Raw genomic sequence first — 12,735 nt, 5'->3', positions numbered from 1 at the left:
GCAGGTTCTTAAACTGAAGTCCTTCCTGAGCCAAACGAGATAAATATGAAAATCAAAACAAACCGCACGCTGCTCGCGGCGCTGGTTGTCAGCAGCCTGCTCTCGCCCGCCGTCATGGCGGCCTGCAACGGTACCGACCTTACGACCTGTCCGGCGCCTTTCGATGCCAGACTCCCGGACGCACATACCATGCTCACCTGGAGCCAGGCCGATCGCGTGGTGGGCTTTCGCAATGACTACCGCAACTACGCGGGCGATGTGTTCCGCCACGGCAACGCAACGCCGCTGCTGCCCGCAGAAAAACCGCTCACCGATGCCCGCTATCAGGTGAAGGGTAAGATTTACAATCTTCAGGATTACCTGAAGCGCCAGAACGTCAGCGGCATGCTGGTGCTGAAAAATGGCAAAGTGGCCTATAAATACCTGGGAGAAGGCAATACCAACACAACGCTCTGGACGTCGCGTTCCGTGGGCAAATCTGTGGTTTCCGCGCTGGTGGGCGTTGCGATAAAAGAGGGTAAAATCCACTCCCTGGACGACCTCATCACCCAGTACGAACCGGATTTAAAAGGCACCGCCTGGGAGGGCGTAACGCTAAAACAGCTCATCACCCACACCTCGGGCGTGGCGTGGAACGAAGATTACACTAACCCGCAGTCAGACTTCGCCCGGCTTACCGAATGCGAAGCGAAACCGGGCACCTACGACTGCGTGCGCACCCTGGTGAAAGGATTACACCGTGAACACCCGGCGGGTGAAAACTGGTCCTATTCCTCGGGTGGCGCCTGGCTGTTAGGCGATGTGCTTGAGCGCGCCACCGGCATGACGCTCGCGGCGTATCTGGAGAAAAGCATCTGGCAGCCGTACGGCATGGCGAGCGACGGCGTGTGGCATGCCTACAGCAAAGGCCAGCACGACGTGGGTGCGCATGGATTTAACGCCACGCTGGAAGACTGGGGGCGTTTCGGGGAGTTTATCCTGCATAACGGTACACTGCCGGACGGAAAGCAGATCCTCCCCGAGGGCTGGGTGAAACAGTCCTCAGCCTGGACACAGGCCAAAGGATCGGTGTCCGAGGCGCATCCGAAGGGGTTGTACGGCTACCAGTGGTGGAACAACGAAGTGCCGGCCACCGCCACAAACGTGGAGCCGAAAGTCGAAAATTCGCTGAAGGATTCCCTGTGGGCGCTGGGTATTTTTGGTCAGATGATCGTGGTTAATCAGAAAGAAAATCTGGTTATCGTCCAGTGGTCCACCTGGCCGCAGGCAGAGCCGTCATTCAGCGCCCAGCCGCTGGAAGCGTCGCTGATGTTTAGCGCGATTGCGAACGCGCTGCGCTGATAATCCCAAGCCAGGCCCCGCCTGGCTTCTCACCTGCGCGGTGTCACAAAACTGATATATCAGCAACTTAGCGAAATGTGGTAAATAACAGATTAATGAAATGTTAAGTTATTGTTGAATATGTAAATAATGGTCAACGCTTTGTCATTAATGCACCACACGCATCAGTCCATGCGCGATTTGCGCTTATCAATTTCCACTTCCTGATCCAGTTTTCAGAAACAGACGAGCATATCGTCACTATAAAACTGGAGATAATCATGGTTTCCTCAACCTCACCTGCAACGGTTCGTTCGAAAGCGGGCGCGATTTTCCGCGTCACGTCGGGCAACTTTCTTGAGCAATTCGACTTCTTTCTGTTCGGCTTTTATGCCACCTACATCGCCCACACGTTCTTCCCGGCAAGCAGTGAATTTGCGTCGCTGATGATGACCTTCGCCGTCTTTGGCGCGGGCTTTCTGATGCGTCCGATCGGGGCCATTGTGCTGGGGGCTTACATTGATAAAGTGGGTCGCCGTAAAGGACTGATCGTCACCCTGTCGATTATGGCCGCCGGAACCTTTCTGATTGTGCTGATCCCTTCTTATCAGAGCATTGGCCTGTGGGCGCCGCTGCTGGTGCTGACCGGCCGCCTGTTGCAGGGCTTTTCGGCAGGCGCCGAGCTGGGCGGGGTTTCGGTTTATCTGGCGGAGATCGCCACGCCGGGCCGCAAGGGTTTCTACACCAGCTGGCAGTCGGGTAGCCAGCAGGTCGCCATTATGATCGCGGCGGCGATGGGCTTTGCGCTGAATATGGTGCTGGAAGAGAGTGCCATTCGCGAATGGGGGTGGCGTATTCCGTTCCTGTTTGGCTGTCTGATTGTGCCGTTCATCTTTTTCCTGCGCCGCAAGCTGGAGGAGACCGAGGAATTCAGCGCCCGTCGCCACCATCTGGCGATGCGTCAGGTCTTCACAACGCTGCTCGCCAACTGGCCAGTAGTCATCGCGGGCATGCTGATGGTGGCGATGACCACCACCGCGTTTTACCTGATCACCGTTTACGCACCGACCTTCGGTAAAAAAGTCCTGATGCTCAGCGCCTCGGACAGTCTTTTGGTCACGCTGCTGGTAGCCATTTCTAACTTCATTTGGCTACCGATTGGCGGTGCGCTGTCGGACCGCTTCGGACGCAAACCGGTGCTGATCGCCATGACGCTGCTGGCGCTGGCGACCAGCTATCCGGCACTGACGATGCTGGCGGCAGCCCCGAGTTTCTCCATGATGCTGACCGTGCTGCTGTGGCTCTCTTTCCTCTACGGCCTGTATAACGGCGCGATGATCCCGGCCCTGACGGAGATCATGCCAGCAGAGGTGCGCGTGGCGGGCTTCTCGCTGGCTTATAGCCTGGCAACGGCGGTCTTTGGCGGTTTTACGCCGGTGATTTCTACCGCCTTAATTGAGTACACCGGCGACAAAGCCTCACCGGGGTACTGGATGAGCTTTGCCGCCGTTTGCGCCCTGCTGGCAACGCTTTATCTCTATCGTCGTCGCACGTTAATTCTGCAAACCACCGTTAAGGAGTGATCCCTCATGCTTACATTCAGAACGGTGATTGCCGCCCTGACCTTCACCACCCTCAGCGCGGGCGCGCTTGCGCAGGAGGTGACGGTGATGATTTCTGGCGGCTTCAAAGCGGCGCTGGAGAAGCTGACGCCGCAGTACGAAGCGCAAAGCGGCGACAGGCTCATTGTGGTCTCCGGCCCGTCGATGGGCAAGACACCGCAGGCCATTCCGGCCCGGCTCGCCCGGGGCGAAAAAGCGGACGTGGTGATTATGGTTGGAGATGCGCTGGCGAAACTGGAACAGGATCGCAGGACGGCGGCGGGCTCCCGCGTGGAGCTGGCGGATTCGCCCGTCGGGATGGTCGTCAAAGCGGGCGCGCCGGTGCCGGATATCAGTACGGTACCCGCCCTGCGGCAAACGCTGCTGAAGGCGCATTCCATGGCTTATTCCGACAGCGCCAGCGGCCGGTATGTTGAGAGCCAGTTGTTCCGTAAGCTGGGCATCGACGGCCAGGTCCAAAATAAAGCGCACCGGGTTGAGCGCATCCCGGTGGCGTCTGAAGTGGCAAAAGGGAAATACGATCTCGGCTTTCAGCAGGTGAGCGAGCTTCTGCCGGTCCCGGGCGTGACGTTTGTGGGTAAGTTGCCTGACGACATGCAGTACATTACCCGTTTCGCCGGAGCCGTAACGCAGAAGGCCGACCATCCCGAACAGGGAAAAGCGCTGCTGGCCTTTCTCTCCTCGCCACAGGCGGCCAGCGTCATTACGGCAACGGGCTTAACGCCCGTCAGTGCACCTCGCGATACTGCTCGGTGATCAGCGTTTCGAGTTCGGCAGCAATGTAGGACTGGATCCGCCCGCGGCGGCGAATCAACCCCACGGTTCGCCTGACCTCTGGCTCTGTTAAAGGCACCGACGTCAGCAGCGAATGCTCTGCGCTGGGCATTGACATGGCGGGAACGGCCGCAATGCCGATCCCGGCTTCAACCATCCCGAGCATAGTCGTCACGTGCCGCGTTTCGCAGATGCTGGGGCGCTCAGGCCGAATATGTCCGACCCGCTGGTCGAGAAGATTGCGGTTGCCGGAGGTCTTATCCAGACCGATATAATCCTGCTGATAAAAAGCCTGCCACGTCAGGCTTTTTCTTTTTGCAAGCGGGCTGTCTCGTCGGCAGGCGGCCACGTAGACGTCCTCCACCAGCGGGACAAACTCGATGTCGGGCTGTAAACTCCGGGCAAAGCAGATACCAAAATCCGCCTGTCCGCGGGTGACGGCCTCGATAACATTTCCGGCGCTGCTGTCGATAAGTTTAATGCGCACGCGGGGGTAACGGGACTGAAAGCGGCGGATCACATCCGGCATAAAGTAACAGGCGGCTGACGGCACCGTCGCCACGGTGATTAATCCCGTGCGCTCCTCGCTGGCCTTATCGATATCCGAAAGCATGGACTCCACGTCGACAAGCAGTTGCCCGCACCGGTCGGCAAAGGTCTGTCCATACAGGGTCAGCGTGACGCGCCGGGTAGTTCTGTCGAACAGTTTTGTCCCCAGTGCCGCCTCCAGCTTTTCAATTCTGCGACTCAACGCCGACTGGGAAAGGCAAATAGACTCCGCCGCAAGACGGAAATTGCCGTATTCCAGTAAAGCGCGGAAGGCGTAGAGATCGTTGAGGTCAAAATTGACGGGCATACTGACGGGATCCTTAAGCACGGTAGGGTAAGAAGAGATTTATCATAGCCGCGTACGACATACTTCACAAAATGAAGGGGATACCCCTAAAGCGCTATCAACCTTACGGCACATAGTGATAGTTTATGCGGGCTGGATTCCTCTTAAACAGGCTGCCAGTCTGCATGCCGCCGAAGAGGAGTGTCATACTGCTTAACAGAGTATGTTGGCATGCTAACAGCCCCTGACCTTTCCATTTTGTTCACGTGCGAGTAACGAGCAAAGCGATGATTAAGTGGCCCTGGAAAACGAACGACGCTGGTCGAAATATGGCGCTGCCCTGGGATGAGGCTCTGGCGATCCCCGTGCTGGCGAATCTCTTGCCTGAAGAGCAATCAAAGCTGATTCAGCTGGCCGAGCGTTTTTTACAGCAAAAACGGCTGGTGCCGCTACAGGGCTTCGAACTGGATCCGCTTAAAAATTCGCGCATCGCCCTGCTCTTCTGCTTACCGGTACTGGAGCTGGGTATCGAATGGCTGGATGGCTTCCATGAAGTGCTGATCTACCCGGCGCCGTTTATCGTCGATGATGAGTGGGAGGATGACATCGGGCTGGTGCACAACCAGCGTATGGTGCAGTCCGGGCAGAGCTGGCAGCAAGGGCCGATCATCCTCAACTGGCTGGATATTCAGGACTCGTTCGATGCCTCGGGCTTCAACCTGATCATTCACGAAGTAGCGCATAAGCTGGATACCCGCAACGGCGATCGCGCCAGCGGCGTGCCGCTGATCCCGCTGCGTGAAGTCGCGGGATGGGAGCACGACCTGCACGCGGCGATGGAAAACATTCAGGATGAGATAGACCTGGTGGGTGAAAGCGCGGCCAGCATTGATGCCTATGCCGCGACCGATCCCGCCGAGTGCTTCGCGGTGCTGTCCGAGTATTTCTTTAGCGCACCTGAGCTTTTCGCCCCACGCTTCCCGGCGCTGTGGCAGCGTTTCTGCCAGTTTTACCAGCAGGATCCGCTCCAGCGTCTGCGGCAAAGTGAGGACGCAGCCAGCACCTCCTCTCATCCGTTCCACTAATGTTCAGCAGGGGTACGATCGGTCGATCGTACCCATACGCTCACCGCAAGAAACAGCAGCGCCATTCCCCATGCGGCAGTAATCAAAAACTGCTCACCGTAAAAGCGCGTCACCACGGGTACCAGCAGCGCACTGGCCCCGTACCCCAGCGTATGGCTGGTGGCGATCACCCCTGCCCCTTTGCCCGTCGTCAGCCGATCGTTGAGCAAAAGCTGGTATCCCGGCGTGGCCATGGCGGCACCCAGCGAGGTGATGACAATGCCCACGTAGAACAGGGCTAAACTGGCGAGACACATCAGCCCAAGCCCCGCCACCATCAAGACCGCGGCAATTAAGAGTAAAACCCTCGGGCTAAAATGCTGCGGGCGTACCACCAGAAACTGCGCCGCCAGGGTCGCCAGCGCGGCCAGGCTCAGCAGCAGGGCGACATGATGGCTGATTTGCACGGCATCGCCATTAAATAACGGATGAAGATGCGGCGATAAACCAAGCTGCATCAGGCTGACCAACGCCGCCAGCAGCAGCGCCAGCAGCAGGAAAGGCATCATAGAGGCCTGTAACCGCGTCGACTGGTGCGCCACCGGCGGCAGCGGGGGATCGGCGGCTTCGCGCAGCACCAGAAGCAGCGCGATAAACGGCGCCAGCGCCATCAGCCAGAGCGGTGCGACCGGGCTGACGCTGAGCATCAGCGCGGCCAGAGGCGGTCCCAGCAGACGCCCGCAGCTAAGGCCAGAGCTTATCGTTGCCAGCGCCGCCATTCTTTTATCCAGCCCCGCGCGTTGAATGGCCCACGTCTGGGCCGCAGGCACCAGCCCCGATACCGTCAGGCCGTACAGCATGCGCGACAGAACCAGGCCCGCCATTCCCCAGAGGGCATTCAGCGCGCCGTTGGCCATCGCCCAGACCACCAGCGCCATCACGACGAAGCTCGCCAGATAGCCGCCTAACGAGGCCAGCATCACGACCTTACAGCCGTGCCGCTCGCTCTGGCGTCCCCACCAGGGCGATGCGGGTAAAAAGAGCATCGAGCCGAACATCAGCAGCCCGGCCCAGACGGAGAGCGACAGTCCGGTCAGGGAGACCAGCTGCGGCAGCATGACCAGCAAACCGTTTTGTCCGATACCCAATAAACCGGCGCCCAGTGCAAGGGGCCAGTTTGCCTTCGGGGCCATATTGTCAGTGATGTTCTCAGTACAGGCGCGCATAGAATTGTGAAGATAATGTCAATAAATGTGTGGAAATTATGAAGTTTATGAAAACAAATATTGCAAAAATAGTTGCGGCTGTAAACAGAATGAATATCATAACGAGAATTATTATCAGTCATGGAATGAGGTACATCTATGCGTGCTCTGCCCCGCTCCGCCGGTACAGATGTTGCGGCCCAGTGTTTTTTGAACGCGCTGCTGCGCGAAACGAAGGACTGGCACTATCTTCCCGCAACCCGTGCGGATGAGTTATCGCAGATACATATCCCGCTCTCCCCAACCCAGGCCATCCGGGTTCCGGTACGCTATTTCTCCCCCACGCAGCATCACCAGTATTGTTTCCCGGCCACGCTGATTCAGGCCGACAGCGACGGCGGTGACACGGTCACATTCCATCAACTGATTGATTTCATACTTGAAAAAGAGACAGTAAAAGGCGCTCTGGACGCCGATACGCTGGCGCGCTTTAAGCAGCGCGTCCTGGAGAGTCATACGCACACCTGGCAGGCCATTGATTTACGCCACAACTGGGCAAACCTGCGCGATAAGCCGCTGACCTTTGCCGAAGCGGAACAGGCGCTGCTGGTCGGCCATGCTTTTCATCCTGCCCCAAAATCGCACGAGCCGTTTAACGAGGCCGAGGCGCGCCGCTATCTGCCGGATTTCGCCTCGCGCTTCCCGCTGCGCTGGTTTGCGGTTGAGCATGAACTGATTGCCGGGGACAGTCTGAACGTCTCCCTGCGTGAACGTCTGCTGCGCTTCGCGGCCCAGAGTGCGCCGGATCTTCTCGGCCACTTCACCGACACCCGCTGGCTACTGCCGATGCATCCGTGGCAGGCTGCCTATTTGCTGGAGCAGCCGTGGTGCCAGCGTCTGGTTGAAAAAGGCGCCCTGCGGGATCTTGGCGAGGCGGGCGCACAGTGGCTGCCTACCAGCTCTTCCCGCTCGCTGTACAGCGAAACCAATAGCGACATGATTAAGTTTTCCCTCAGCGTGCGGCTGACCAACTCCGTGCGCACGCTGTCGGTCAAAGAAGTTAAGCGCGGCATGCGCCTGGCGCGGCTGGCGAAAACGGCACGCTGGCAGGAACTCCAGGCGCGCTACCCGACCATGCGCGTGATGCAGGAAGACGGCTGGGCCGGGCTGCGCGATGAAAGCGGCGTCATTCAGGAAGAGAGCCTGATGGCCCTGCGCGTCAACCTGCTGTTTGATACGCCAGATACCCAAACCAACGTGCTGGTGAGCCTGACCCAGGCGGCACCGGACGGCGGCGACAGCCTGCTGGCGGCAGCGGTGCGCCGTCTGAGCCAGCGTCTGGATCTCCCGCTCGCCCAGGCCGCGCGCTGCTGGCTGGACGCCTACTGCGACCGCGTATTGCTTCCGCTGTTCAGCGCCGAGGCGGACTACGGTCTGGTCCTGCTGGCCCACCAGCAAAATATCCTCGTTGAGATGCAGCAGGATTTCCCCGTTGGGCTGATCTACCGCGATTGTCAGGGCAGCGCCTGGACCGAAGGGGCCGACGCGTGGCTGAAAGAGGCAGGCGAAACCGAGGTGGAAAACCGCTTCGGTGATAGCCAGCTGCTGCGCTACTTCCCTTATTACCTGCTGCTGAACTCTACCCTTGCCGTCACCGCCGCGCTCGCCGCTGCCGGCTTCGACAGCGAAGAGAACCTGATGCCCCGCGTGCGTGACGCGCTGGCCAAACTGCGCACGACGGCGAAGCAGACCCGCTGCCTTGATTATGTGCTCGACAGCCCGACCTGGAACTGCAAAGGCAACTTCTTCTGCTACCTGCACGATCGCAACGAAAACACCATCGTCGATCCGGCGGTGATCTATTTCGACTTTAGCAACCCGTTTTATAAGGAGAAGGCGTGATGGCAAACGCGAATATCGTCCATTCCGGCTACGGCTTTCGCTGTACGGCCACGGAACAAAACCTGCCGCTGACGCTGGGTCTTGACGGCAGCGCGGTCCTTGCGCGTCTGGCCGGGCTCCCGGACGGCTGGCTGGTGGACGCCCTCGACCAGCTGTTTGTAGCCTCCCCCGCCCTGACCGGCATTACCCTGCCGTGGGCCGCCTGGCAGGATGAACCTCAGGCGCAGGCGCTGTTTAGCCTCGCAAACGGGGATTATCTGGCGCGCGAAATATTCTGGCAGCTGCCGCTGTGGCTGAAAGGCGAACGTCCGCAGGTGAGCGGCGGAATGCAGTTTGATGAAAGCCGTCAGCTGTACTTCCCGCTGCGCCCTCATCGTCCGCAGGGCGAAGTGTATCGCCGTTACGATCCGCAGATTAAGCGCACCCTGAGCTTCCGCGTAGCGGACGTGGCGCTGGACGGCGAGCGTTTTACCCGCTGGATGAACACCCCACGCGTGAACGCCTTCTGGGAGATGGCGGGCCCGCAGGCCGAGCAGGAAAACTACCTGCGCCGTCAGCTCGACTCGACCTATTGTTACCCGGTGATCGGCTGCTTTGACGATCAGCCATTCGGCTATTTTGAACTCTACTGGGCGGCGGAAGACCGCATTGGCCGCCACTATCGCTGGCAGCCGTTTGACCGCGGGCTACATATGCTGGTGGGTGAAGAGAACTGGCGCGGGGCGCAGTATATCCGCAGCTGGCTACGCGGCCTCAGCCACTATCTGTATCTCGATGAACCGCGTACGGCGCGCATTGTGGCGGAACCGCGCTTCGACAACCAGCGTCTGTTCCGCCATCTGGCATCCGCCGGTTTTGACACGTTGAAAGAGTTCGACTTCCCGCACAAACGTTCCCGTCTCATCATGAGCGAGCGTCACCGCTTCTTCCATGAGGTGGAACTGTGAACGCGCTCTGGCAGAAAGTGAACCGCGAGATGGTGGCGAAGATCCTCGCTGAACTGGAATATGAACGCACCCTGCGCGCCGAGCCGGTTTCGGCGGACTACTGGCGCATCAGTATGGGCAACGCGACCTGGCAGTTTAGCGCCACGCGTGGGATCTGGGGCTGGCTGCATATTGACCCTGATACCCTGACCACCGCCAGTGGCGCGGCGGTCGAAGCGGAAAACGCGCTGCTGCAACTGGCCACCGTGCTGGAGATGAGCGACGCGCAAACGGCGGAGCACATGGAAGATCTCTACGCCACGCTGCGGGGCGACATGCAGCTGTTGCAGGCGCGTGACACGCTGGATGCCGATGCGCTGATCCACCTCGACCCGGACGAATTACAGTGCCTTATGCGCGGTCACCCGAAGTTTATTTTTAACAAGGGACGCCGCGGCTGGGGGCTGGATGCCCTGCGCCTTTACGCGCCGGAATATCGCGGGCGTTTTCGTCTGCACTGGGTCGCCGTGCAACGCGATCGTCTGGTCTGGAGCAGTGACGCCGATTGCGATATCAACACCTTGCTCGCCAGCGCCATGGACGATGCCGAGCGCAACCGATTCGACGCCCGCTGGCAGGAACTGGATCTGGACGACAGCTGGCTGCCGGTGCCGCTGCATCCGTGGCAGTGGCAGCAAAAAATTGCCATTCATTTCCTGGCACAGCTCGCGCGCGGTGAGATGGTGGAGCTGGGAGAGTTCGGCGATGAGTATCTGGCGCAGCAGTCCCTGCGCACGCTGACCAACGCCAGCCGTCGCGCGCCGTATGACATCAAGCTGCCGCTGACCATCTACAACACTTCCTGCTACCGCGGTATTCCGGGCAAGTATATTGCCGCCGGTCCGCTGGCCTCGCGCTGGCTACAGCAGCAGTTCGCCAGCGATGCCACGCTGATTCACTCCGGGGCGCAGGTGCTTGGCGAACCCGCAGCCGGATATCTGTCGCATCCGGGTTATGCCGCATTGCCTGAGGCGCCGTACCGCTATCAGGAGATGCTGGGGGTGATCTGGCGCGAGAACCCATCCTGCTATTTACAGGATGGCGAACAGGCGGTGCTGATGGCCGCGCTGATGGAAACCGATAACGACGAGCGCCCGCTGATTGACGCATGGATCAAACGCTCGGGGTTAACCGCAGACGCATGGCTGGAAAAGCTGTTTGAGGCGACGGTGATTCCCTTCTATCACCTGCTCTGCCGCTACGGGGTGGCGCTCATCGCCCACGGCCAGAACGTCACGCTGGTGATGAAAGATTACGTCCCACAGCGCATTCTGCTGAAGGATTTCCAGGGCGACATGCGCCTGGTGGACGAGGATTTCCCGCAGGCGCAGAGCCTGCCGGAGCAGGTAAAAGCCGTCACCGCACGCCTCAGTGCGGATTACATCATCCACGACCTGCAAACCGGCAACTTTGTCACGGTGCTGCGCTTTATTTCCCGTCTCACCCTGCAAACCGGCGTGAGCGAAACCCGCTTCTATCAGATCCTGGCGCAGGTGTTACGTCGCTATATGGCCGCCCATCCGGATCTTGCGGCACGCTTCGCGAAGTTCGACCTGTTTAAGCCGCAGATTATTCGCGTGATCCTCAACCCGGTCAAACTGACCTTCTCTGAACACGATGGCGGCAGCCGCATGCTGCCGAACTACGTCTGCGATCTTGATAACCCTCTTTTTCTGGTCTCCCAGGAGTCAGCGCAATGAAAACCTATGATTTCATCGGCATTGGTATCGGTCCGTTCAACCTCAGTATTGCCGCGCTGGCAGAGGGGCTGGACGGTTTTAGCTCGCTGTTTCTTGAACGCAAGCCGCACTTCTCCTGGCACCCGGGAATGATGGTACCGGACTGCCACATGCAGACCAGCTTCCTGAAGGATCTGGTCAGCGCCGTGGAGCCAACCAACCGCCACAGCTTCCTGAACTACCTGGTACAGCGCAAAAAGTTCTACCGTTTCCTCACTACCGAGCAGCGCACTGTCTCGCGCGAGGAGTTTGCCGACTACCTGTGCTGGGCGGCGGATAACCTGACTAATCTGGCCTTCAGCCAGCAGGTGCAGCAGGTCAGCTTTGATGAGCAAAACGGTCTGTTTGAGGTCGTGACCCAGCGGGATCGCTTCCTGGCGCGCCACGTCTGCGTGGGGATTGGGAAGCAGATCAATCTGCCAGACTGCGTCACCGCGCAGGACGACACCTGCTTCCACGCCAGCGAAATGATGCTGCGCACGCCGGATTTAGCAGGCAAGCGCGTCACCGTCGTCGGCGGCGGCCAGAGCGGTGCGGATCTGTTTTTGAATATCTTCCGTGGGGAATGGGGCCAGCCGCTGAGCCTCAACTGGATCTCGCGTCGCAACAACTACAACGCGCTGGATGAAGCCGCGTTTGCTAACGAGTATTTCACGCCGGAGTATGTGGACAGCTTCTCCACCCTCGGTGACGACGCCCGTCGCCAGATGTTGCAGGAGCAGAAGATGACCTCCGACGGGATCACCACGGAGTCGCTGCTGGCCATCTATCGTGCTATGTATCACCGCTTCGAAGTGCTGCGCGAAAAACCCTGGGCGCACCTGATGCCGTCCCGCTCGGTGACGGCGCTGACGCGCCAGGAGAACGGGCAGCGCCTGAGCATCCAGCATCACCTGGATGGCGGTCGCGAACAGCTGGAGAGCGACGTGGTGATTTTCGCCACCGGCTACCGCGCCGTGCAGCCTGCTTTCCTCGCTCCGCTCTCTTCCCGACTGCGTCTGGATGAGGATGAAGCCTTCTGCATCAACAACGATTTTACCCTTGAATGGGACGGCCCGCAGAGCAACCGCCTGTTTGCCGTCAATGCCGGGATGCACCGTCTCGGTATTGCCGAACCCCAGCTCAGCCTGATGGCCTGGCGCGCGGCGCGAATTCTGAATCGCGCTCACGATGACGAGCCGTTTGAACTGGCAACCACCCCCGGCGTGATCCACTGGCGGAGCACCACCAGCCCGGAGAGCAGCCAGGTTTTTAAATCATTAATGAAGACCACCGAGTACTGACACAC

The 12,735-nt window shown here is 59.4% G+C and carries 10 protein-coding genes; 8 read left to right on the top strand and 2 right to left on the bottom strand.

Translation table 11 applies throughout. The annotated features are described in order from the left end of the window. The first annotated feature begins 45 nt into the window (after nucleotides 1-45). From L350_RS19725 to L350_RS19735, 3 genes are all read left to right on the top strand, one after another. Nucleotides 46-1,341: a serine hydrolase domain-containing protein gene (locus tag L350_RS19725; RefSeq protein WP_032624004.1), complete on the top strand. Its 1,296-nt coding sequence runs from the start codon at nucleotides 46-48 to the stop codon at nucleotides 1,339-1,341. A 260-nt stretch (nucleotides 1,342-1,601) separates the two neighbouring features. Beyond that, entirely contained in the window at nucleotides 1,602-2,903 is a 1,302-nt protein-coding gene (locus tag L350_RS19730) for an MFS transporter (protein WP_022648575.1), read from the top strand. Between the two features lie 6 nt (nucleotides 2,904-2,909). Further along, nucleotides 2,910-3,698, top strand: coding sequence for a substrate-binding domain-containing protein (locus L350_RS19735; protein WP_032624002.1), 789 nt, complete (start codon nucleotides 2,910-2,912; stop codon nucleotides 3,696-3,698). Here L350_RS19735 and L350_RS19740 read toward each other — a convergent pair. Further along, nucleotides 3,670-4,572 (bottom strand): L-proline-binding transcription factor PsrA, encoded by a 903-nt coding sequence (locus L350_RS19740; RefSeq protein ID WP_032624001.1) that lies wholly within the window; start codon nucleotides 4,570-4,572, stop codon nucleotides 3,670-3,672. The two genes, L350_RS19735 and L350_RS19740, sit on opposite strands and share 29 nt — an antisense overlap. 266 nt (nucleotides 4,573-4,838) lie before the next feature. Here L350_RS19740 and mtfA point away from each other — a divergent pair, with 266 nt between their 5' ends. Further along, nucleotides 4,839-5,636 carry a DgsA anti-repressor MtfA gene (mtfA, locus tag L350_RS19745; RefSeq protein WP_003859539.1) on the top strand — a complete coding sequence of 266 codons (798 nt, stop codon included), beginning with the start codon at nucleotides 4,839-4,841 and terminating at the stop codon, nucleotides 5,634-5,636. Here mtfA and L350_RS19750 read toward each other — a convergent pair. Continuing rightward, on the bottom strand, nucleotides 5,633-6,841 hold the full coding sequence (locus L350_RS19750; protein ID WP_032624000.1) for an MFS transporter: 1,209 nt from the start codon (nucleotides 6,839-6,841) through the stop codon (nucleotides 5,633-5,635). The genes mtfA and L350_RS19750 overlap by 4 nt on opposite strands. A 138-nt stretch (nucleotides 6,842-6,979) precedes the next feature. Between L350_RS19750 and L350_RS19755 the strand changes: the two genes are divergently transcribed. From L350_RS19755 to L350_RS19770, 4 genes are read left to right on the top strand one after another with little or no spacing between them, the layout of a single operon-like run. Further along, a complete protein-coding gene (locus L350_RS19755) occupies nucleotides 6,980-8,722 on the top strand; it encodes an IucA/IucC family protein (protein WP_032623999.1) in 1,743 nt (580 codons plus the stop codon). Then, nucleotides 8,722-9,669, top strand: a complete 948-nt coding sequence (locus L350_RS19760) for a GNAT family N-acetyltransferase (protein ID WP_032623998.1) — start codon at nucleotides 8,722-8,724, stop codon at nucleotides 9,667-9,669. Before L350_RS19755 ends, L350_RS19760 begins: the two co-directional genes overlap by 1 nt. Beyond that, entirely contained in the window at nucleotides 9,666-11,408 is a 1,743-nt protein-coding gene (gene iucC / locus L350_RS19765; protein WP_032623996.1) for an IucA/IucC family protein, read from the top strand. The genes L350_RS19760 and iucC overlap by 4 nt, the downstream gene beginning before the upstream one ends. Next, entirely contained in the window at nucleotides 11,405-12,730 is a 1,326-nt protein-coding gene (locus L350_RS19770; protein WP_023306541.1) for a lysine N(6)-hydroxylase/L-ornithine N(5)-oxygenase family protein, read from the top strand. The genes iucC and L350_RS19770 overlap by 4 nt, the downstream gene beginning before the upstream one ends. Nucleotides 12,731-12,735: the final 5 nt, after the last annotated feature.

The organism is Enterobacter sp. MGH 4, assembly GCF_000534735.1.
Taxonomy (GTDB): Bacteria; Pseudomonadota; Gammaproteobacteria; order Enterobacterales; family Enterobacteriaceae; genus Enterobacter; species Enterobacter intestinihominis.
This window is presented reverse-complemented; position numbering and strand designations above follow the sequence as displayed.